The sequence below is a fragment of the Psychrobacter sp. NPDC078631 genome, from assembly GCF_050268165.1.
Classification (GTDB): Bacteria; Pseudomonadota; Gammaproteobacteria; order Pseudomonadales; family Moraxellaceae; genus Psychrobacter.
On record NZ_JBNNGG010000003.1, the window covers coordinates 257755 to 279707 of the forward strand.

21 protein-coding genes are annotated in these 21953 nt (G+C 44.0%); 11 read left to right on the forward strand and 10 right to left on the reverse strand.

Annotation, left to right across the window (positions count from 1 at the left end):
- Positions 1-4 precede the first annotated feature (4 nt).
- The 4 genes from ACQKCP_RS09855 (at position 5) to ACQKCP_RS09870 (ending at position 3249) form a co-directional block, all read left to right on the forward strand.
- On the forward strand, positions 5-793 hold the full coding sequence (locus ACQKCP_RS09855) for a threonine/serine ThrE exporter family protein (protein WP_379543090.1): 789 nt from the start codon (positions 5-7) through the stop codon (positions 791-793).
- Position 794: 1 nt separating this feature from the next.
- A complete protein-coding gene (locus tag ACQKCP_RS09860; RefSeq protein WP_101205820.1) occupies positions 795-1247 on the forward strand; it encodes a threonine/serine exporter family protein in 453 nt (150 codons plus the stop codon).
- Between the two features lie 174 nt (positions 1248-1421).
- On the forward strand, positions 1422-2786 hold the full coding sequence (gene gorA / locus ACQKCP_RS09865; RefSeq protein ID WP_427612205.1) for a glutathione-disulfide reductase: 1365 nt from the start codon (positions 1422-1424) through the stop codon (positions 2784-2786).
- Positions 2787-3087: 301 nt separating this feature from the next.
- Positions 3088-3249 (forward strand): hypothetical protein, encoded by a 162-nt coding sequence (locus ACQKCP_RS09870; protein WP_227511163.1) that lies wholly within the window; start codon positions 3088-3090, stop codon positions 3247-3249.
- A 44-nt stretch (positions 3250-3293) separates the two neighbouring features.
- Here ACQKCP_RS09870 and ACQKCP_RS09875 read toward each other — a convergent pair whose 3' ends face one another.
- Entirely contained in the window at positions 3294-3917 is a 624-nt protein-coding gene (locus ACQKCP_RS09875; RefSeq protein ID WP_427612206.1) for a GNAT family N-acetyltransferase, read from the reverse strand.
- Positions 3918-4282: 365 nt separating this feature from the next.
- Positions 4283-5932 (reverse strand): FAD-dependent oxidoreductase, encoded by a 1650-nt coding sequence (locus ACQKCP_RS09880; RefSeq protein WP_427612207.1) that lies wholly within the window; start codon positions 5930-5932, stop codon positions 4283-4285.
- Positions 5933-6307: 375 nt separating this feature from the next.
- Here ACQKCP_RS09880 and truD point away from each other — a divergent pair, with 375 nt between their 5' ends.
- Positions 6308-7486, forward strand: coding sequence for a tRNA pseudouridine(13) synthase TruD (gene truD / locus ACQKCP_RS09885; RefSeq protein ID WP_427612355.1), 1179 nt, complete (start codon positions 6308-6310; stop codon positions 7484-7486).
- A 105-nt stretch (positions 7487-7591) separates the two neighbouring features.
- Here truD and ACQKCP_RS09890 read toward each other — a convergent pair whose 3' ends face one another.
- Positions 7592-9049: a diguanylate cyclase gene (locus ACQKCP_RS09890; protein WP_427612208.1), complete on the reverse strand. Its 1458-nt coding sequence runs from the start codon at positions 9047-9049 to the stop codon at positions 7592-7594.
- 293 nt (positions 9050-9342) lie between these two features.
- The gene (locus ACQKCP_RS09895) at positions 9343-10224 is read right to left on the reverse strand and encodes a PHP domain-containing protein (RefSeq protein ID WP_427612209.1); all 882 of its coding nucleotides are present in this window, start codon (positions 10222-10224) and stop codon (positions 9343-9345) included.
- 291 nt (positions 10225-10515) lie between these two features.
- Here ACQKCP_RS09895 and ispZ point away from each other — a divergent pair, with 291 nt between their 5' ends.
- From ispZ to ACQKCP_RS09925, 6 genes are all read left to right on the forward strand, one after another.
- A complete protein-coding gene (ispZ, locus tag ACQKCP_RS09900) occupies positions 10516-11067 on the forward strand; it encodes a septation protein IspZ (protein WP_101205812.1) in 552 nt (183 codons plus the stop codon).
- A 94-nt stretch (positions 11068-11161) separates the two neighbouring features.
- Positions 11162-11488 carry a YciI family protein gene (locus ACQKCP_RS09905; protein WP_191114132.1) on the forward strand — a complete coding sequence of 109 codons (327 nt, stop codon included), beginning with the start codon at positions 11162-11164 and terminating at the stop codon, positions 11486-11488.
- Positions 11485-11934: a hypothetical protein gene (locus ACQKCP_RS09910; protein WP_427612210.1), complete on the forward strand. Its 450-nt coding sequence runs from the start codon at positions 11485-11487 to the stop codon at positions 11932-11934. The genes ACQKCP_RS09905 and ACQKCP_RS09910 overlap by 4 nt, the downstream gene beginning before the upstream one ends.
- A gap of 124 nt (positions 11935-12058) precedes the next feature.
- On the forward strand, positions 12059-14086 hold the full coding sequence (gene mnmC / locus ACQKCP_RS09915) for an FAD-dependent 5-carboxymethylaminomethyl-2-thiouridine(34) oxidoreductase MnmC (protein WP_427612211.1): 2028 nt from the start codon (positions 12059-12061) through the stop codon (positions 14084-14086).
- A gap of 101 nt (positions 14087-14187) precedes the next feature.
- Positions 14188-14622 (forward strand): secondary thiamine-phosphate synthase enzyme YjbQ, encoded by a 435-nt coding sequence (locus ACQKCP_RS09920; protein ID WP_427612212.1) that lies wholly within the window; start codon positions 14188-14190, stop codon positions 14620-14622.
- Between the two features lie 82 nt (positions 14623-14704).
- Positions 14705-15343: a hypothetical protein gene (locus ACQKCP_RS09925; RefSeq protein ID WP_427612213.1), complete on the forward strand. Its 639-nt coding sequence runs from the start codon at positions 14705-14707 to the stop codon at positions 15341-15343.
- 151 nt (positions 15344-15494) lie between these two features.
- Here the strand turns inward: ACQKCP_RS09925 and ACQKCP_RS09930 are convergent, their stop codons facing one another.
- The 6 genes from ACQKCP_RS09930 to ffh form a co-directional block, all read right to left on the reverse strand.
- Positions 15495-16172, reverse strand: coding sequence for a DUF4112 domain-containing protein (locus tag ACQKCP_RS09930; RefSeq protein WP_427612214.1), 678 nt, complete (start codon positions 16170-16172; stop codon positions 15495-15497).
- The gene (gene ubiA, locus ACQKCP_RS09935; protein ID WP_427612215.1) at positions 16165-17082 is read right to left on the reverse strand and encodes a 4-hydroxybenzoate octaprenyltransferase; all 918 of its coding nucleotides are present in this window, start codon (positions 17080-17082) and stop codon (positions 16165-16167) included. The genes ACQKCP_RS09930 and ubiA overlap by 8 nt, the downstream gene beginning before the upstream one ends.
- Before the next feature lie 406 nt (positions 17083-17488).
- Positions 17489-18388 carry a class I SAM-dependent methyltransferase gene (locus tag ACQKCP_RS09940; RefSeq protein ID WP_427612216.1) on the reverse strand — a complete coding sequence of 300 codons (900 nt, stop codon included), beginning with the start codon at positions 18386-18388 and terminating at the stop codon, positions 17489-17491.
- 66 nt (positions 18389-18454) lie between these two features.
- The gene (locus tag ACQKCP_RS09945; RefSeq protein ID WP_427612217.1) at positions 18455-19297 is read right to left on the reverse strand and encodes an undecaprenyl-diphosphate phosphatase; all 843 of its coding nucleotides are present in this window, start codon (positions 19295-19297) and stop codon (positions 18455-18457) included.
- A 142-nt stretch (positions 19298-19439) separates the two neighbouring features.
- Complete coding sequence (gene tsaB, locus ACQKCP_RS09950; protein WP_427612356.1) at positions 19440-20141, reverse strand: tRNA (adenosine(37)-N6)-threonylcarbamoyltransferase complex dimerization subunit type 1 TsaB; 702 nt, start codon at positions 20139-20141, stop codon at positions 19440-19442.
- 267 nt (positions 20142-20408) lie between these two features.
- Positions 20409-21953 (reverse strand): signal recognition particle protein, encoded by a 1545-nt coding sequence (ffh, locus tag ACQKCP_RS09955; protein WP_427612218.1) that lies wholly within the window; start codon positions 21951-21953, stop codon positions 20409-20411.

Consider the following 21953-nt stretch of genomic DNA (forward strand, 5'->3'; position numbering starts at 1 on the left):
AACCATGACCTCTATCAGCTACGTAAAGCAGCAGCGCATTACCCGACTATGCGTGCGCTGCGGACTACTCCTTATGCAGTATGGCGCTGAGTCTGCCGTGGTGGTGGACTTATCCAAACGCTTGGGGCTTGCCTTGGGAATGAACAGCGTCGAATGTTCGCTGAACTTCAACGCCATTACCCTGACGACTATCTGTGACGAGCGCTGTATTACCACCACCAGAGATACGATCAATCAGAGCATCAATGTCAATTTATTGGTACAGATCCAGCAAATCGTCAACAAGACCGAAGCCACTGTCGATCACAATGACTTGATTGACCGCACTACCCTTGCTTTTGATGAGTTGGATAAGACCGTATATCCAACGTGGCTAGTAAGTATATTTGTTGGTGCCTCTTGTGCGGCGTTTGCTTATCTGAATGGAGGTAGTTGGTCGATTACTGCGGTGACATTCATCGCGGGTATGGTGGCGATGTTTACTCGTATTTATTTGTCCAAGCACCACTTTAACCCTTTTATCACGGTCATTGTGACCGCTTTTATTGCCTCGCTCATTGGCGCGACGACCTACTACTTTGATATTGGCAATAATGCCGATATTGCCGTGGCCTCTAGTGTATTGCTATTGGTGCCTAGCTTTCCATTGATTAACTCTTTGTCCGATATCTTAAAAGGCTATGTCAATATTGGCGTTGGGCGTGCGGTCTTTACCTATATGCTTACCTTATCCGCGTGCGTCGGTATCGTGATGGCATTGGTTTTACTTCGCATACAGCACTGGGGGTTTTAAGATGTGGTTTATTAAAACCGTCATACTGTCTTGTATCATCACCCTTGGTTGGACGCTGATGTTTAGCGTACCCAAACGCTACATCCTGCCGTGTTTGCTGATGACCGCGTTTGGCTTTGGACTAAAGACTGCCCTTGTTTATCAACACATCCATATCGTGGTTGCTAGCTTTTTTGGGGCGATGCTTGCCAGCTTTTTGGGTGTGTATTTTTCTAAGAAATATACTCTGCCGCCCAAAGCGCTCATCTCGCCTAGCGTCATTTGTATGATGCCCGGTATCGCTGCTTATAAGGCGATGGTCAGTATGGTGCAGATTGGCTATTTTGGCTTTTCAGACGAGTTATTTAGCCAAATGATGGTGTACTTGTTTGAAGCGCTGTTTGTCACCTCAGGATTGGTGCTTGGCTTGTCTATTCCGGGACTATTATTTTATAGACGTCGTCCTATTGTATAAATGGGTTTGAGTGGATTTAAATATCCAGATGTTGGGCTTTTCTTAACCAAGCCCTGTTGATACTCTAGCGATTCAACATACGCTAACCATAAAAAACTTGTAAGATGGATGATAAGACCCATTACAGTAGAGTCAGAAACAGCACCCATAACAACTTAATAAAGAGACCGTATTATGACCAAACATTATGACTATATCTCTATTGGCGGCGGTAGCGGTGGCATCGCGTCACTCAACCGTGCAGCCAACTATGGCAAAAAATGCGCCATTATCGAAGCCAACCAACTGGGCGGCACTTGTGTGAATTTGGGCTGTGTTCCCAAAAAAGTAATGTGGTATGGCGCGCAAGTAGCTGAAGCCATCCATAAATATGCGCCAGACTATGGTTTTGATGTTGAGTTAAAAGGTTTTGACTTCCAAAAGCTGGTACAGAGCCGCCAACAATATATCGAAAACATTCACCGCGCTTATGACAATAACTTGGCAAAAAACGGCGTAGAAGTGATCAAAGGCTTTGCCAAATTTGTCGATACCAATACCGTAGAAGTAAATGGCGAGCTGATTACCGCTGACCATATTTTGATTGCTACGGGCGGTCATCCTATTCAGCCAGATATCAAAGGCGCAGAATACGGCATCGACTCTGACGGCTTTTTTGCGTTGAATCATTTGCCAAAACGCGTGGCGATTGTGGGCGCTGGCTATATCGCTGTCGAGATCGCAGGCGTGTTAAACAGTCTGGGTGCCGAAGTGCATTTGTATGTACGCAAACATTCACCACTCCGTACGTTTGACCATACTATCGTAGAGACTTTGCTGATAGAAATGGAACAAGCCGGTATTAAGTTACACACCAATACCCTAATCAGTGAAGTCAATAAAAATGACGATGATAGCCTCGATTTAACCACCAATGATGGCGGTGAAGACTGTATCGATACTGTCGACTGCTTGATTTGGGCCATTGGTCGCGCGCCATCGACTGATGGAATCAATCTGCAAGTGACAGGGGTCGAGACAACCGAGACGGGTAAAATCAAAGTCGATAAATTCCAAAACACCAATGTCGATGGTATTTATGCAGTCGGTGATATTATCGAAAACAGCGTAGATTTAACGCCTGTAGCGATTGCCGCTGGTCGCCGCTTATCTGAGCGTTTGTTTAACAATAAGCCTAATGAGCATTTGGACTACTCGTTGATACCGACGGTAATTTTTACCCATCCGGCTATCGGTACGATTGGCCTGTCTGAAATCGACGCGGTAGAACGCTATGGCAAAGAAAACATCAAGTGTTATACCTCAAGCTTTACCGATATGTATAGCGCAGTCACTCAACATCGTCAAAAATGCACCATGAAACTAGTATGCTTGGGCGATGATGAAAAAGTTATTGGCTTGCATGGAATTGGTTTTGGCGTCGATGAGATGATTCAGGGCTTTGCAGTCGCTATTAAAATGGGCGCGACTAAAGCTGACTTTGATAATACCGTTGCCATCCATCCAACTGGTTCAGAAGAGTTTGTGACGATGCGCTAGACTCACTGTTTAACATTTCTCTTAGTCTTAGCTATTATAAAAAAGGATGCCTTTTGAGCGTCCTTTTTTATTGTCAGTCATTACGTAAGCATATAGCTTCGTAGGTCTAAAAATAGCTCATTACTTTTATATCGCACTGATGACTACTGTATTTTTCTAATCATTATTTGCATTAAGAAATTTAAAGCAAGGCATACTGACAGCGCAATCCCGATGCTGTTATGATGCGCTTAATACTGACCGTTGAGAGATGACTGTGTGGCAGGTGTACTTATTTATATTACCGATTGGGCTTGGGATAATGACGCTGGCAGCAAGCCTATTGTTTTTGTTCGCTTATCTGATGTCGGATGATAATGCCACGCGCTTGCCAGCATTTAACTGGTTCAAGCGCTTGATTATTGTAGCATTTATGCTGCTGAGTATCGGTCTATTTATGACTTTTGGACATTTTTGGGGTTGAGCGAGATAGAATATTTTTTAGTGTTTTTTACTAGGCCAACTTGATTAGCTAACGATTTTTTCTAGTTCTAATAGCTCTAAATCATCACGCTTTGGCTCGCCATTATTGCCATCGTTTGGAAACGGCATTTTATTACCATTGAACTGATAACCACGGCGCTGATAGTAAGCCAAAAGCTCAGGACGATGACTTAAGATAGACATGGTCAGACGGCTAGGCTGACTCAGTGACTGTAAGTGGCGATCTGCAAAGGTCTCAGCCGCTTGTAAAATCACGTTGCCGACACCCTTCCCTTGTAGCACAGGATGTACCGCAAACATGCCGATATAGGCTTTCTTATTCGAGGCAGCATCAGTTTTGATATCGACAGCGATACAGCCAAGTATCTCACCCGTTTCTTCTCCACCACGGTGGCCTGTTGTGGTTTTTGGATAAACGAAATAATAGTGCTTAGGGTCATTGATTACGGCAGCGAGCTCCGCTGATGTGGTCCTGATACCACCTATCAAATCGGCCTCATTGGTCCAACCTGCTGTCTCACGATAGCAGCAGTTCAATAACTGCTCAAGTGCGCCAATATCATCTAATGTCGCTTCACGCAAAAATATCGACTCTTTATTAAAGTGGTCTATTTTTATATTGCTGTTATTTATATTATTTTCGCTCATATTATAATTTTTCCTTTTCCGTCTATGGATAGTTGCATTCAAATAATTTCGATACAAGAAAACCGAGTGCAAGCTATACATTAGTATACTTAATGAGGGTAACGATGTAGCGGATTTATATGGATTTGACTATAAAAAGACTGACTTAGATCACTAAGCCAGTCTAGGGTATGTCATTAATTAGATTGTGCGGCTTAAAATGAGAAAAATTGTAGATAAACGAGGAAGAAATTGCCGTCAATATGAACATATTTGCAAGGTTTCTGACGATGTTTAGCAAAATTTAGCCATTTTAAGACCACTAAATGTGTTCATGTGCTAATTGATGACATACCCCAGATACTAATACTTATTGCTTGATAGTACTAGCGCGATAATGCATGGGCTTGCTCAATAATATCGAGCCCTGCATTAAGCTGCGCGCGCGTCGGTGCATGACCACGGCGTAATAGCTCGGAGAAGGCAACCAGCTCTTTATCACGTCCAAGCGTACTTGCTGCACTAGCCCGTGTATCCTCGCCTTCATCATCGAAGTAGTATTCGATATAATCATGCGTATCTGGCGTACCAAATAGGATATTATGATCTGGTGTCTCGGCATGTCCGATATAGCGTAGGCTCTTGCCATATTGCATGGTCCAAAAGAAAGGAATACGCGCCTCTAATGAGTCAACACTGTCATCATTTAGGATTGCAGCTGCCGTGACCATGCCATGCTGCAATGCTACGCGCCAATGCTCAATACGCATGCGACCCATTTGGTTGGTAGCTTTAGCAATATCACCTAGCGCGTAGACGCCATCGCGCAGCTGTAGATGCGCATCGACTTGTACACCATCTGGATCGTTAACTTCGCTCAATATCTCTGTGCGTGGAGACACGCCAGTACCCAGTATCACAATATCAGCGTCAATATGCTCGCCATTCGCCAGCGTGACACCGCCTACATTTGAGAAAGCCTGATTATTATTATCTCCATCCTTGTCCACTTGACGGTCAATCTTAGTGATTTCATTGACGGTTGCGTCAAACACAAAATTGATGCCCTTATCTTCATGTAACTTAATTAAGGCGTTACTTACCGTTTCAGAGACAATATTGCCCATCACGCGGCTACCTTGACCAATCACTGTAATAGAAGCTGTTGTACCAGCTTGTGCTAATGCCGAAGCGGTTTCCATACCGATAAAACCTGTACCGATAATCACCACACGCTGATCATGACTGGCCGCTTTAATTAATTTGGCATCACTCATACTACGTAGCGTATATACGCCATCTATCTCAGCACCTTTGATAAGTGGTAAGTTTGGTTTAGCACCAGTGGCGACAACCAAGAAGTCTGCGGTTTGTCGCTCGCTGTTGCTATCATCATCTTTGATGACAACGGTCGCTTCATTGGGTAGCACTTCACTAACCGTTTGGTTGAGGCGTAACTCAATATTGTTATTATCCGCCCAGTCAGCACCGCCCAATAGCAGCTTATTCTCGTCCACCTTGCCTGCCAAAAACGCTTTAGATAATAAAGGTCGGTTGTAAGGAGCCTTATCCTCTTTATTAATCAAAGTAATCTTGCCACCATAGCCACCCTGACGCAACTGATCGGCTGTCATAAATCCTGCACCGCCCCCACCAACGATAATAGTATGGGTGTCAGTCAATTTGTCATTTTCGACCTGCCTCGTTACCTGAGCTGAGGTATCGACTGTCAGATTATCACCATCATGAGTCAGCTCATACTGGGTCAAACCTTTTGTCGCTATCGGCTCTAATAGTGAGCCGTCGCGACTATCAAAAGTCGCATGATGCCAAGGACAGACTACCCGATTGCCACAACGTAATCCGTTACCCAAATCTGCACCCGCATGTGGGCACTTACCATCGAATGCACGGAACTCATCGTCATCGCGAGTGATTAAAATGATACTATCGTCTTCTTGCTTATATGATTTCATACCACCGCTTGGGATATCCGCTTTACTGATGGTGACTGTGTTGATCGTTGCGTCGGTCATAATGCTTCCTTAACAGTTATAATGATGTCTAATGACAGCAGGTTGAAAATGACCGTAACAAACCAGACAAATTCAACTTATCCTATTATTTTTAATATGCTATGCATTGATAGTAGCAAGAGCGCCTCGCACACGATGTTTTTTTGTATGTTTGCTGCGTTGCAAAACGTAATTATGCGACTTTGCTTTCCGCACTTCTTTTACTTCTAATCATTATTAATAAACAAAATAAAAGACGACCTTATGACTTCTCAAGACAACCAAAACGAAATAACTACTACTTCTCAAGACAGTTTAGATAACCCAGCTGCTACTATTGATCGAACAACTGTTGCTCAAAACGCTAATGAACGAACAGCCAGTGAGCAAATTGATATGGCTCATATGGATATTGCTACTATTACAGATACTGCAAATTTGCCACAGCCAAGTTTGCAGCCAATACAGCAAGCGACTTATAAAGCCAATACGACTGATTTTATCGTTAATGAGCTATTGCCGTTAGACTTCACTGGTGAAGGTGAGCATTTATGGTTGCATATTGAAAAATCAGGCATGAATACTGCTTATCTGGCGAAACTACTGTCAGAGTGGGCAGACATTCCATTACGTGACGTCGGCTACTCAGGGTTGAAAGATCGTCACGCGTTGACAACACAATGGTTCAGTTTGCGTATACCAAAAAAACAATTGCCACCTACTGAGTTTGCACCAGTAGACATCGGTGAAAATGAGACTGTCACTATCCTTGCACAGTACTGGCACAATAAAAAGCTCAATCGCGGTACGCACCGTGCCAATCAGTTTGTTATTACTTTACGTGATATTCAGTTTGCGAGCGTTGGTGACGAAAATGTTGATGACGAAAGTAACGTGTCACCTGAGCAACTACTATATGCAAAAGAGACCGTCAATCAGCATCTAACGCGCATTGGTGAAAACGGCGTACCCAATTATTTTGGTCCACAGCGTTTTGGTCGTCAGGGTAATAACGTCAGAGAGGCTTTATCACTGTTTGCTCGTTCACCGCGAGAGCCTCGTCCGCAGCCAAAAAAGAGCAAACGTAAGCGTGCACCGCGCGAGCAAAATACGATGGAATTGTCTGCTGCACGTAGCTTGATATTTAATGAGATATTGGCAGCGCGAGTGCGTAATGGCAGCTGGAACACTGGCCTAGCAGGTGAAGTGTTTAATTTAGATGGTTCAGGCTCGATATTCACTAGTGAAACACTAGATGATACGTTGCATGCTCGTATTGACAGTGGCGATATTCACCCAACGGCTGTGCTATGGGGCACGGGTAACGATAAAGTTACCGGTAGCGCTGCAGATTTAGAGATCGAGGTAGTACAATATAGCCCTCTACTTATGCAACTGGCAACTGGATTAGAGCAGCGCGATATTAAGGCGCAAAGACGAGCGCTGCGCCTACCGATTGAGGCGTTAAGTTGGGAGTGGTCGGACGATCAAACACTGGTATTAAACTTTACTCTGACTACGGGTAGCTTTGCCACAAGTGTGCTCGCAAGCTTGGTACAGCAATTAGCGTCTTGATTGTATTAAATAGAAGCCTCAATTGGACTAATCAATAGAATATCAGCCATACTAATAATACTTACATAGTGTTATCGATATGGCTGATCGTTAATAAATTAATGGCTAGCGGCTTTTGTAAAGCGATTGCTTACCCCCTTCTTTTTCAGCCCACATCTCATTTGCACTGACAACTTGATTGCGACCACGGTGCTTGGCTTCATATAAGGCCTTGTCCGCTGTGCTAATAAGTCGTTGGCAGATATCGCTAGGCAGCTTTTGTATTGAGGCAATTTGGCTCTCCGCGCGCTGAGTAGCAATTGGCTTGATAAGAGGTGACGTTCGAGCGACGGTCTTTTGCTGCGTAATCTTTTCATACCCTTGGACAATACAAGCTCGTTCTTCATGAGTTAAGGTATATAACCCAAAGCTTGCTGTCACATTAAAATCAGCCAGACCTTCAATCTTCATGACATGCTCAGCAATATTTAGCCGTAATTGCTCAGCTATCACCATAGCACTATCATGCTTCGTGTCTGGTAGTACAACCAAAAACTCTTCGCCGCCGTAACGACTGATGATTGACTCATCTGTTAACGACTGCGATAGCGTCTGCGATATTTCAATCAGAACCTGATCACCTACGTCGTGACCATAATTATCGTTAATCTGTTTGAACCAATCTAAATCTAATAGCATGACGCTTAAGTCTTGATATTCTCTCACCGTTGCCAAGGCATACTTCATCTTTTTCAGACCGTAGCGGCGGTTTTTAAGCTGAGTAAGCTCGTCCTGATTGGCATGTAGAAGGGTCTCAAACCGACTATCATCTAACACCAATAGCAAAGCACGAAACATATAAACAATAAAAATCGCTTTTGGTAGCGCTAAATATAAATGCGTCGATCGCCAAAAAAATGCGGATGAACGCTGTAGCTCGCTGATACTATCCCAATTTAAGACATTATTTTCAAAAGCCAACGCAGCAACCGCATTTTCAGCAGCCATAATCTCGTTGTAAGTTAGATAGTTATGACTTTCAAGCATGGGATGAATGACGGTCAATTGGCGTAAATTAGGCAGACTGATACCAAAGTAAGGTGACATGATCGCTAATAGCATCAAGATAATATGCAGCCAAAACATACGCCAAGCATAGCGGCGCTTAATCAGCATCATGCCAAGCATAGCACCGCCGACGAGCGACACGCCTGCAAACAGACTGCTGTACCCTATCATCACAATAACAGTAGAAATGTAGGCGGTGTAAACCAAAACCAAAGCTATCTGCCATCTGCTTAAGACAATATCGTTGTCATTGCTTGAGTGAAATAAGCCTTTGACCATGCATAAAAAGAACAGCCCGACAAAGCTAATCCCAAGCCATAATGGATATAGATAATGCATATTTACATAGGTGTTTAATGCATCTTGCTGCCACCAGACATACAAGCACCAGAACCAATGCAATGACACTTCTAACACGATAAATAAGGCCATCAGCGATGTTCGGTCAGCAGCCTGCCACTCAAAGATCATTTGAGAGATTTTGTTGTAACCTAGATGGGATATAGATACAGCCATAGAGGGGCTACCGCAGAGAGTGTAAATACATTAAAAGGTATAAATGCGTTGAATATATAAGTGCTAAAATCAAAGCTAAAGCATATTATCCGCCCTGAAACTTTCATATCAAGTGTTACAAGTTCTGGCTCTATTATCAATCTGTTTTACGCATTTATTTCCCAATAATTTCTCTATGAATGCAATTTTGTTTACTTACCCATTCTTAGCCTTATTCATCATGATAAATAAGGCCCTATTGCTATTGAAAACAACCTTATTAGAAATAACTGTAATAAAGTAAATCCTACTCACTAAGCAAGCGTTGCAAAAGACTCCCAAATCCCTTGCTGATCATCATTTAAAATAGGGACATCGCCCAAACGTCGCCAAGGCATGTTACTACCGTGAAAATCACTACCAATAGATGCCGCAAGACCATGCTCAGCAATGCTACGATCAACCATTCTGCGGGTACTAATTGGCTCACTAGTGGCTGGCAGTTCGCAAGCATCGCCGCCAAGCTGCGCAAACTCTTCGATCAGTTTACGTACGCGTGTCGCTGATAGTTGATATCGCGTGGGATGTGCGAGCACCGCTTTGCCGCCGCAAGCATGAATCAGTTCAATACCATGCTGCATCGTTAACGCCTCGATTGCTACATAAGCAGGTTTATTATCTGCTAGGTACTTATCAAAGGCTTTTTGAACGGTTTTGACTTCACCGCGCTCAAACAATACCTGTCCAATATGGGCGCGCCCGACTGCTTGTGGGTTGCCGCCTGCCTTATCGAGCACTGCTTGCCATAGCTCATCATAATTAATATCTAATAGCTCACTCAATTTTTCGGCGATACGCTGACCACGAGTGGCTCGACTGTCTTGCAGTTGCTGCAGCGTTGCGTGCATTTTTTCGCGATCAGTAAAGTCCAGTCCAAGTACATGAATGATTTTATTGGTGGATTTATTCTTTCCGTAACCACCGCTTAATGTATGTTCACAGCTGATTTCAACGCCATTAATAATCTGCATATCGCAGGCACTGGCAGCGACCCTTGCCTCGTCAATTCCTGCTAGCGTGTCATGGTCAGTCAATGCCAATACGTTGATGCCCGCTGCATGGGCACGCTGTATGACCTCGGTCGGCGCATAAGTACCATCTGAACAAGTACTGTGGCAATGTAAGTCAATTTTCATAAGCTGAGCCTTAAAGTGTTAAATAAAATAGAAGTAGAATAAAAGCTAGTTAGCAGACAGTCATTGTTACGATTATGTGCGTTGTAGTTTGTCTTGATGATTCTGTAGATTTAGCAGTTATCGGTGCTGTATTTGTGTTTATATTTGACCAGTAGCATGATCATCAGCCGCAATAAGAAAGTATTACTCTGTAGGTCGCGTATATCGCATGATTATCGTGTTGATTGCTTTTTTTTGGTGCGGTAGACGTGTAAACTACCCCATACGTTTTTGTTGGACATACCCTTTGCTATGAAAGCATTATTAGACTTTATTCCCTTAATTGCCTTTTTTATCGCGGCGCGTTATAACGGTATTTTAGCAGCGGCAGGGGCTTTGCTCGTCGCCACTATTATCGTTTACGCCATTCATTTTATTCGTCAAAAAGGTAAGTTTGATAAGCAGCAATGGGTTGTCTTATTATTAACGATTTTATTCTGCGGCGGCACATTACTGCTGCGTGATGATATTTATTTGCGCTGGAAGTCGCCCATTATCAATGGTATTTTTGCATTGACGCTATTCGTCAGTGCCGCTATTAATAAGCCATTGATGCAGCTTGCTATGAAAGAGGTATTTACCCTGACGCTTAGCGGCTGGAAAAAACTGACCGTTGCTTGGGCGTTGTTTTTTGCCCTAATGGCTGTACTACATTATATCACAGCGTTCACAATGTCAGATGAAGCATGGATCAACTTTAAGACCTATGGCTGGATTCCAATTATGCTGGTGTTTGTCGTGGCTCAATTTGCCGTGTTGAAAAAGCATCTCAACCCTGCCCTAACAGACAAAGCCACAAAATAATTTCTGTTGCCTGGTCATAGCAGCAATCACTTTGTCGCTATGACGTTTATACTAAGCTCATTATTACTTTTTTATTATTCACTAAGGAGGTCTCATGTCTTTATTTGCCATCATTGGTCATGACGTGGCTAACAGCAGTGCACAACGTCTGATTACTCGTACTGAACATATTGAACGCCTAAAAGCACTGCACCAAGAGGGACGCCTCGTTATCGCAGGTCCAACGCCTATCGAGCATGGTAAAAGTGATATGTCAGGCAGCTTAATCATTGCAGACTTTGACTCTATCGAAGCGGCTCAGGCTTGGGCAAACGATGAGCCTTATTTACGTGATGGCGTGTATAGTCATGTCGATATCAAACCATTTATTCAAGCATTGCCAGCGCCAACTGACAGTAATAATCAAGTAGCTGCATCGTGATTCAGAAAGTCTCTTTTTCACCTACCTGCTTCTACAAAAGTGCCCTGATTGGTCTCATGTTAGTGACAGCCGTTTCGGCGCAAGCTGCACCCGCTGCGCCTATAACACCTGCTGTCGATGCAACCGATCCGACAGCAGTGCTGCCGCTGACTGGGCCAGTAGCGGCGCGCGCTTTGCCCACGAAAAACTCAGCGCTAGATATCAATGATACCTTGGCGGCACAGTTGCAACCATCTACTAAAGCATTGTCAGCTGCGAATCAAGAACTGCTCAGCCGTAATGCGCAACTACAGCGCCAAGTGAACGATTTACAGACTCAAGTGAATGTCTTGGTTTACGAAAGTAAAGGACAGTTGTTTCTATACGGTGCGTTTACCGTTTTGATCAGTCTATTAGTCGGTATTTTTGTCTCGTGGTTAGTATTTGTCCGTCGTGAACGCTGGTAGCATATGCTTTGCTAGTACTGATATACATGACCCTACTTCGTTGTATCTAACCAAATGTCGATATCATTGATCCGTCACTACTCATCGTTTAGCTACCGTTCCTGATATTCCTAAGAAGTGCCTCATGTCTACCGCTAATCATCAAAATCCAGAACACTTAAACGTTATCACACCTGCCAAGATTGACTGGCAAACGGATGATACTGGCAATATGGTGCCAGTATCAGGTGAGTTTGGAGATGTGTATTTTTCTCATGCTGATGGTTTGGCAGAGACGCGTCACGTGTTTCTAGAGCACAATCAGTTATCAGAACGTTTAGTACACCTTGCACCAAAGCAATGCTTTACGATTGCTGAGCTAGGCTTTGGAACTGGGCTTAATCTACTAGCAACGTGGCAATTGTGGCGCCAACTGCGTGACACCAATCCGCAATTAGCAACGGCTCGTCTGCACTTTATTACTACTGAAAAGTTCCCTATACCGCTAGCAGATTTGACGCAGATACTTGCGTTATGGGGTCGGCGCGCGCCTGAGCTAATAGCATTTATTGAGCCACTTTTGGCTGCATATCCGCCCCTGATTGCAGGCTGTCATCGTTTAAGTTTTTCTCATGATAACTTAACTGTCGATATGTGGCTTGGTGATGCAGCAGAAAGTCTAAGCAAACTGGCATTAGACCACTTTAACCAGCATACACCTTATATTGATGCATGGTTTTTAGATGGTTTTGCGCCTTCTTGCAACAGCACCTTGTGGGCTGACAGTATCTTTGGACAAATGCAGCGCCTATCACGCCCTCATACTACTGCCGCCACTTATAGCTGTGCAGGTATCGTCAAGCGTGGACTAAAACAACATGGCTTTCAAATTAAAAAAGTCAGAGGTTTTGGTCGAAAGCGAGAAATGCTAACGGCCATCATGACCAATGTAGAAAATGGTGATACTGATAGTGTTAATGAAGGTCGCGATGCAAAGCAGGAAACGACTGATAGCACATTCGATAATACTGTCGTCATTGGTGCAGGTGTATCAGGGTTGCTCACAGCTTGGTCGCTTGCCAATCGTGGTATTACCGTCACCTTATTAGATAAATCAGCGCCCTTGGCAGGTGCATCGGGCAATCCTAGAGCATTACTTGCGCCCAAAATGACGCCGATTCACCATGTTGACGAGCATCTGCATACTATAGGTTATCTCCATAGCAGCAGGCTATATAGAGACCTTAATAAAACAGCTGTACAGCTTAATACAGCACCGGTACTTGAACTGACTGGCGCCCTTGATTTACTCATAAAAGCCAATATCGGTACAGAACAAATTGCCGACTATCCTGATGATATGGCGACCACCCTATCGCATGTGCAAGCACAGATTACTAGTGGCCTAAAAGAGCAGAACTTATCAGAGAACTTATACTTACCTCAGTCTGGTCTGGTCAATCCACAAGCACTAAAAGACATTATACTGACTCATCCACTCATTCGCTTTCAGCAGTTAGAAGTGAATAAAATTAACGAAACTGAGCAGGAAGTTCGTATCGAAGGTATTGATAGAAATCGAAACTCTATCAATGTGACTGCTGATAATATCGTCATTTGCGCGGCTTTTGAAAGTCATCAATTGGATAAGCGTATTTTTGATTGCCGTAAAATTCGTGGGCAGCTGTCTTGGTTTACGCCTACGGTTGAGCAACTTGCAAAACTGCCTAAAATACCACTTAAATATAGTGGTTACTGTGCGCGGTTCAACGCGCAGGCTGGAGATGATGAGCCATATTTATTGCTCGGCGCGAGTTTTATCCGCAATGACACAAGTACTGACATACGTCCTGAAGAGCATCAGATTAGCCGAGACAAGCTCATCTCTGCCATTCCTGAGATGGCATCTGTCATTCCGGCAGATACGAGTCTATGGCAGGGACGAGCAGGGATTCGCACCCAAACGCCTGATTACCATCCTATCGTTGGACAATTGATAAATAGTCAGCGAATATGGACGATGAGTGCGATGGGCGCAAAAGGTTATGCATTGGCACCTATTTGTGCTGAAGCATTAGCAGATATGATGCTAGGCTCATTCGCACCACTGTCAGAGACGATGCTCGCACGTTTATCACCCAATCGTACACGGCTACAGACGCCGCTTGTTTAAGAATAAATGGCTCTTGTGTAAATAACAGCAACGATTTTCATAGTTCATACTGTCTTATGATATCTTAATTTGATGTCGACCCTAATAATGAGATATGCCCCATGAGCTATTACCAAACCACCCTTACTCTACCCGCCTATGCGCGTGGCATTCATATCATTACTCCGAAGGTCGAAGAAGCTATTTCTCAGCTGTTACCTCACTCTGCAAAGGTAGGGTTGGTTCATCTGTTTTTGCTGCATACGTCAGCCAGTCTTGCGATCAATGAAAATGCTGATCCAGATGTCCGACTAGATACAGAAGATTGGCTTAATAAAATCGCACCAGAAGATCAGACAGAGTATCGCCATACTTTAGAAGGATCGGATGACTTGCCAGCGCATTTTAAAAGCATGATGCTTGGAGTAAGCTTGACTATACCGCTTGTCGATGGTGAGTTAGGACTGGGTACGTGGCAAGGTATTTATTTATGTGAGCATAGAAACATTCAAGAATATGGTGGACAGCGTAAGCTGGTGATTACGGTAAATACGTAATAATATACTGTCAACAAATAGCAGGTTGACCCTTGCCAATTACCACATTTACGTAGAGCGCTATTAACGGATAAAGCTGATTATGAATACTTCTCTCTCAAAAAAACTAAACTTACGAAAATCTAAACTGCTTTATCGTACGGCTCCTGCTATTTTCTTCAGCCTGTTGCTACTGACTGCTTGTCAAAAAGATCCAGAACCTGAAGCAACTGATACAACTACAGCTGAGACCTCAACGCAAACCACGCCAGTAACGACCAATATCAATGTTGATGAAGCGGAAGATAGCAATGTAGATGACGCTAAAAATGTAGCACAGACTGATTCAGAACGTGATATGAGCTTAACAGAGTTAGATAAAGATCTTAGTGATACTACGTCCACTGCAAATGATGGCGCTGAAAAACCTAATCCAGAACAAGCTATCAAAGGCGCACAAATCACTGATGTCCGTTATAAAAGTGCAGCAGGTGAGAATTTGTCCGTGGTCTTTGAGACGTCGGCAGCTGGTATGCTTAACGCTATCATTACCCGCCCCAACCAGCCAAAAATGACCTTAAGCGCACCCGAAGGCCAAGGCAATAATCCTACCTATCAATCAGCTGACGGCAGTATCCAACTCGTAAGCCATGCTGGTGGCGGCACTATCGACCTTATCCGAAATAATAAAGTCACTAGCTTTGATGCCGTTAGTGCTGAAGCAGAAGTCATCACTGAATAAAGTCTGAGGCGGCCTTTGTTTCAATGCCCTATTTAAAACCATAAAAAAGGCGGCAAACGTTATTATCGTTGCCGCCTTTTTCGTTTCTGTGTATTGCTCTGTACTGACTTTTATCTACTAAGCTATCTAACTAGGTGATGAGTGATTGTATTTAACCAAACCCAGTCGATTGCCCAAACATCCCAACCAACCAGCTTATCACTGTCCACAGCCCCCAACCGACAAATACAATGACTAGCAGTCCAAGAAAATCAGGGATGTGCAGATATAACCAAGCAACGACTGGATTGCGCCAAAAAAAACCGAAGCGGCTTTGCTGCTGCTTGTCTTCTAGTGACTGGTGCAAAAACGGTCGATCCATATGCATGGTTTCGGTAATACCATACTCGTGGTGTAAATGCTCGTGCACGATACCCAGTGTCTTGCGGCTAGGGCGAATGAAAATATCTAATAACGTACCAATGCCAGGTACGATACCAACGACCATATCAATAAGTGCCAATCTCACCGCTGGCGTCATTTTATGAGCGGGCACACCTAACTGACGTCCTAATATAAATGCATAACTGGTCAATGCCAATCCTGCCAAGTCTCCTGCTAGTGGAATGGTCGAAAGCGCGGCATCCGCACCCATTCCTTGCTTAGTAAAAGGCACTCGCACTAGTGAATCCATAGTATTGGCAAACTTCGCCAGTTTACGCTCAGTTGCAATAACTTGCTCGCGAGTCAGCCCATGTTCGGCAAGTTTAGCTTGATAGTCTACGCCTGAGCCATTTGTATCAGACAATTTCTTTGATTTGAATCTCGGCAACTTATCGAACTTATCCATTTAGCGTCGTCCATATGCAAGTAACTGCGATGAGAGCAAAGACATAGCGCCCTACCCAGATATTAGCCAAGAACGCCTGAAAGCAAGCCAAAGGGTTACGACTGGCACAAGCGCTGTTTTGTTTGGCAAACATCATCGCAACTAGCGCCAGTCCAAATACTGGGGTTACGCCTAATGTGGTCGGAGCAAAGTAATGCCACATAACCACGCCCATCATTAGCAAGAAGAGCATCTGTAATATTGAGATGATAATCACATCATAACGACCGAATAGTATCGCTGTTGATTTCACGCCAATCTTTAAGTCATCCTCACGGTCAGCCATGGCGTACTGGGTATCATAGGCCACTGTCCAACACATATAGGCTAAGAATAGCAGCCAACACCAAATATCGGGAGCACCTTGCACTGCCACATAGGACATCGGTATCGCCCATCCAAAAGCAGCTGCTAAAAATACTTGCGGCAAGTGCGTATAGCGTTTCATAAATGGATAAATAAATGCCAATATAACGGCACCGAGCGACCAGTAAAATACAGCTATAGGCAGGAAAAATAGCAGACTGGCACTTAACAGCACCAGTACTAAAAATGCAGCGACGGCTTCTTTGCCAGATAAGCGTCCATCTGCTAACGGGCGACCTTTAGTGCGGGTCACATGACCATCTACTTTTCGATCAGCGAAGTCATTGATCGCACAACCAGCCGCTCGCATAAATATTGCACCAAGGGCAAATATCGCGAACACCTTAATACTTGGCAACGCTGCCGTCATTCCTTGCTGCTGCGCTTGATTCATTGCAGCGAGTAGTACGCCCCAAAGCGTTGGCCATAAGAGCAGCTCAATGCCGACTGGCTTATCAAAACGGGTTAGCTGGATGTAGGCTTGTAGCTTGTCTTTAAATGTCATGGTTTTTTATTGTCATTAATTGGATACTTTTTATGTGCGCTTATACATTTAGCTCAGAACAACTAAATTGATTTTTGAAGGGGCTAGTTGCTGAGTTTTATTAGACTAATTACTAAGTTTAATGGACTGGCTACTGAATTTGTTGCCACAATTTGTTCGCTTCGATCAGTGATAGCTCAGGATATTGCTTGCGCAAAGCTTTTAACGCTGGGACTTTATCTTTTTGTGCTGCTTGCTGACGTAAAAACTCTAGTTGCTATTGTGGATTGCTCAGCTCTTTTAACCGTGCCTCAAGCCGAAGAATGCGAGTACGCAGCATGATATTAATCAACAATAGAATTGCACACATAAGCTAATTGATTACGTACATTTATACTCGTACATTCGTTATCACAAACAGCAGCTATCAGACAAAATACCCATCAAAGCGTACGGCTTCATTATGCCAGCTTTCACTAGCTGGCTCATCAGCAAGCAGCGGTGCAAACTGTGGGCGCTTTACGACTACGCGGCCTTGGCTTTGGCTATTCTGTTTGACAACGACCTGCGCCCTACTTAGCAGTTGTTGCTCTTCATCTGACGTTGGTGGACGAGCCAATTGATGCAGTGCTTGCATATGTTTACCGACTTTTGCCCCTTTGCCTGTCTTGCTGTCTTGATAGCTATCCTCTGGAAACATCGGATCCAAATAGACGACATCGATTGTCGTAGCATTATCTATTACATTGCTTGCTTCTAGATTCGCAAAATAACTGAGCGCATCAGTGTTAATAATCTGTAGACGGCTCATGAGCTTTTGCCAATTGGGTAGCACACTCATACGCTGCTGCTCTGCAAGTAACAGCAATGCCATCAACGGCTGCTGCTCAAGCATAGTAACTTGGGCACCAGTACTGGCCAATATCAAACTATCATGCCCAAAGCCAGCAGTTGCATCAATAACGTGACTATCTGATGTGATTTTGGCCGCTTGTAATAGCAACTCAGACTTACGGCCAGCACTCACTACACGGCGCTGCAACTTGTCCCACTCAGGTGCCACACTGAGCCTATCACTTAGCCATGATAGCTTATCTTTATCATCTAATAATAAAATAGGCTGAGTAGATGCTTGGCTCAATTGCTGACGGCGCTTTTGAGTTAACTTCTCTGTAGCGACCTCGATATCTAAGATAATTGGTAATGTATGCTCAGCTATCAATGACTGTAAGCGCTCAACCTGTGCTTGCTGGCTGTCATTGACGTAGAATAACTGACAATGCACAACAGCACCTGTTTCGTCATACGTTTGGGGCACATCTGTCATAACCATCATCCTATTTGCTGCTTATTTTCACTATAAATTACTGCCGTGTTAAATTATAACGCAAATCTAGCCAGCCATTTGATAACCAAAGCCCCAAGCGGCGACCAACACGATAACACCCGTGATGATGCGCAACCAAGCAAAAATAGTAAAGTCACGGCGACTTACCCATGCCACAAGTAAGCGGATACAAAGTAGCGCCACTACAAATGATATGATGGTTCCGATACCTAGCACTAGCCAGTCTTCACTGTTGGTCAGTACGTCACCATGTTTGACTAAGTCCAACAGTGCCGCGCCTACAATGACAGGAATACCCAAAAAGAAAGAAAACTCAGCAGAAGCCTTACGTGAGACACCTAACCACAACGCACCAATAATAGTGGCGCCTGAGCGTGACGTCCCTGGTATAAGAGCTAAACATTGGAACAAACCAATCATCAACGCAGTTTTTATGCTGACATCTTCTGCCTCTTCTGCAATGACCGTTTTAGGACGCTTTTCCACGTAAAATATCAGTAGACCGCCGATGATGAGCATAATGGCAACGACGATAGGATTAAACAAATAAGCTTTGATTTCATCGGCAAAGGTAAAACCAACAATCATCACAGGGATAGTAGAGACAATCAGACTCAGTCCCAGCTGTCTAGGATTGGTCATGCCCTCTGCTTTACCAGTCAGCAAGCCCATCAACGCTTGCCACAACCTACCCCAATAGTCATAAATCACTGCCAAAATAGCGCCAAGCTGTACCACCACGACAAATAAATCAACTTTTTCTTTAGTCCAGAAACCCATCACATCTGCTGATAAGATCAAATATCCCGTACTAGAGATGGGTAAAAATTCAGTGATACCTTCAACGATACCCATGATGACAGCTTGAACGAATAAAACTATATCCACAGTGACTTTCCTAGAAACAGACTGGCCTGAAAAAACTGGCCTAAAAACAGACCGATTGGCTGTCCTATATTAACGTTGATTTTATATGGGTATACGCTTGCTAAACACTAAAAAGCTGGCTGCAAAAAGCATATTTATCAAGCTATGCTTTGCCTTGCTCTTTAAGTGTTTTCCAAGCTTGATTACGTAGATATTTTGGCAATGCCTGCGACGCTTCTGTACCACCATCGTTTGCAAACTGAGCAATACCAAGCTGCCCAATGACAACAGCATCTGGCCAAACATCTTCATGGTAGTCTTGCTGATCATATCGTGCCAATAGCGGCGCGCCATTACCCACAATAGGTAGGCTAAGTGCGGTTTGGCGATCATAATCTAATAGCTGCTCAGTGCTATCGCTACCATCAGCCAAGACTGGCTGCATAATGCTATGACCTAATTGGTCGTCAGTTACCAACTCATACTGTCCAAAGTAGACTTGCTGCATACGAGCATCAAGAGCGCTATATAGGTGTGTCAGCCCATACTTCTGATACGCGCATTGTGCGATTGCTTGCAGGCTTGAGACGCCAACGCAAGGCAAATCATGCGCTACAGACAGAGCCTGTACCACTGCCGTATTGATGCGAATACCACTAAACGCACCCGGCCCGCGATTGAATATCAAAGCCTGTATATCGGCAAGACGTAACTGCGCCTCGGACAATGCAGCATCAATCATCGGTAAAATCTGCTGAGTCTGCTGACGCTTACCTGTTTCGGTATGGCTCGACAATACCTGTCCACTCGAATCTAAAATCGCGATCGAACACTGATCGAACACGGTATCCATTGCTAAAAACATCACAACCTCGGCTTTTACTTTTGGCGTTCTAAATGGGTTTGTCAGATTTTAATAATTTTTAATAGCTATTTATTATTTATGTACTATCAAAATTCAGACAGAATGAAACAGCGCCTATCATAGCATTTAGGCTAAATGAATTTTATGAATTTCTACGTTTTCCACACTTTATTCATCTGTACTTATTCATAGCTAATCATAAAAAACCCTAAAGCTTAGGTAGCTTTAGGGCCTGTATAAAATGCTTTCAGTATACATCACGATAGCTTAGAAGCGTGTTTTAAACTTCTTTGGCGCTTGGTTTTGCATTTCTTGCATTTGCTTTTGCATCTCTTCAGTGCTTGGCATGTTATTTGGATCCAGTCCCATTTGTTTGGCCATTTGTTCTGGATTCACATCTTTAGTGCCGCCTTGCTGACCACCGCCAAACAATGGACCGCCGCCACCGCCCGCGCCGCCACCACCCATCAGCCCTTGCATAGACTTCATCATTTTACTAATCCCTTCAGGTTTAGAGATCATTTTCATCATTTTTGCCATTTGCTTGTGCTGTTTGAGCAAACGATTGACATCTTGAATCTCACGGCCTGAACCTGCAGCGATACGGCGCTTACGACTTGGGTTAATCTTATCAGGGTTTTTACGCTCAAAAGGTGTCATTGAATTGATTAATGCTTCCATTTCACGTACTTTTTCTTCTGGTTTGGCGTCTTCAACGGCTTTTTGCATGTCTGAGCCGCCCATACCAGGCATCTTATCCAAGAAGCCTGCCATACCGCCCATGCTCTTCATCTGCTGGAACTGGGTCAATAGATCCTCAAGGTCGAAGTCACCGCCCTTTTGCATCTTTTTCGCCATTTTTTCGGCTTTATCACGGTCGATTTTCTGCTCAACTTCTTCGACCAAGCTCAGAACATCACCCATACCAAGGATACGCTGGGCAATACGCTCAGGGTGGAACAGTTCTAGCTCGTCAAGTTTTTCACCGCGACCTAAGAACTTAATTGGCTTACCCGTGATAGCACGTACAGAAAGCGCCGCACCGCCTCGCGCATCACCGTCAGTCTTGGTTAAGATAACACCCGTCAATGGCAACGCATCATTAAAGGCTTTTGCGGTATTGGCGGCATCTTGACCCGTCATTGCATCGACGACAAATAGCGTCTCAGATGGGTTAACCGCAGCCGTTAGCGCCTTGATCTCATCCATCATAGTATCGTCGATATGTAGACGACCCGCGGTATCAATAATCAGGATATCTTGATATTGGATTTTGGCTTCTTCAATCGCACGCTTTGCGATATCAATTGGATTCTCATCTGTACTTGAGTTCACAAACTTAGCATTCACTTGACCGGCTACTTGCTCAAGCTGTTTGATAGCCGCTGGACGATAAACGTCGGCAGAGACTAGCATCACTTTTTTCTTTTGACGCTCTTGTAAATATTTTGCCAACTTACCAGCTGTAGTCGTTTTACCCGCACCTTGCAAACCTGCTAGCAAATAGACAACAGGCGGTTTACCTGTCATCTCTAACTGTTGGTTGGCGCTACCCATCATTTCGGTCAGCTCGTCGTGTACGATTTTGACAAAGGCTTGACCTGGCGCTAACTCTTTTAGCACCTCAGCACCAAGCGCTTGTTCTTTTACGCGTTTTACAAAATCACGAGTGACAGGCAACGCCACATCAGCTTCTAACAACGCCATACGCACTTCACGTAACGTGTCTTTAATATTGTCTTCGGTCAACTGCCCGGTACCAACGATGTTACGTAGGCTCGACGATAAACGTTCTGTTAAAGTATCAAACAT

Coding starts and splice junctions, on each gene's coding strand:
- ACQKCP_RS09855 (WP_379543090.1), top strand. CDS start 5: ATGACCTCTATCAGCTACGTAAAGCAGCAGCGCATTACCCGACTATGC.
- ACQKCP_RS09860 (WP_101205820.1), top strand. CDS start 795: ATGTGGTTTATTAAAACCGTCATACTGTCTTGTATCATCACCCTTGGT.
- gorA (WP_427612205.1), top strand. CDS start 1,422: ATGACCAAACATTATGACTATATCTCTATTGGCGGCGGTAGCGGTGGC.
- ACQKCP_RS09870 (WP_227511163.1), top strand. CDS start 3,088: ATGACGCTGGCAGCAAGCCTATTGTTTTTGTTCGCTTATCTGATGTCG.
- ACQKCP_RS09875 (WP_427612206.1), bottom strand. CDS start 3,917: ATGAGCGAAAATAATATAAATAACAGCAATATAAAAATAGACCACTTT.
- ACQKCP_RS09880 (WP_427612207.1), bottom strand. CDS start 5,932: ATGACCGACGCAACGATCAACACAGTCACCATCAGTAAAGCGGATATC.
- truD (WP_427612355.1), top strand. CDS start 6,308: ATGGCTCATATGGATATTGCTACTATTACAGATACTGCAAATTTGCCA.
- ACQKCP_RS09890 (WP_427612208.1), bottom strand. CDS start 9,049: ATGGCTGTATCTATATCCCATCTAGGTTACAACAAAATCTCTCAAATG.
- ACQKCP_RS09895 (WP_427612209.1), bottom strand. CDS start 10,224: ATGAAAATTGACTTACATTGCCACAGTACTTGTTCAGATGGTACTTAT.
- ispZ (WP_101205812.1), top strand. CDS start 10,516: ATGAAAGCATTATTAGACTTTATTCCCTTAATTGCCTTTTTTATCGCG.
- ACQKCP_RS09905 (WP_191114132.1), top strand. CDS start 11,162: ATGTCTTTATTTGCCATCATTGGTCATGACGTGGCTAACAGCAGTGCA.
- mnmC (WP_427612211.1), top strand. CDS start 12,059: ATGTCTACCGCTAATCATCAAAATCCAGAACACTTAAACGTTATCACA.
- ACQKCP_RS09920 (WP_427612212.1), top strand. CDS start 14,188: ATGAGCTATTACCAAACCACCCTTACTCTACCCGCCTATGCGCGTGGC.
- ACQKCP_RS09925 (WP_427612213.1), top strand. CDS start 14,705: ATGAATACTTCTCTCTCAAAAAAACTAAACTTACGAAAATCTAAACTG.
- ACQKCP_RS09930 (WP_427612214.1), bottom strand. CDS start 16,172: ATGGATAAGTTCGATAAGTTGCCGAGATTCAAATCAAAGAAATTGTCT.
- ubiA (WP_427612215.1), bottom strand. CDS start 17,082: ATGACATTTAAAGACAAGCTACAAGCCTACATCCAGCTAACCCGTTTT.
- ACQKCP_RS09940 (WP_427612216.1), bottom strand. CDS start 18,388: ATGACAGATGTGCCCCAAACGTATGACGAAACAGGTGCTGTTGTGCAT.
- tsaB (WP_427612356.1), bottom strand. CDS start 20,141: ATGTTTTTAGCAATGGATACCGTGTTCGATCAGTGTTCGATCGCGATT.
- ffh (WP_427612218.1), bottom strand. CDS start 21,953: ATGTTTGATACTTTAACAGAACGTTTATCGTCGAGCCTACGTAACATC.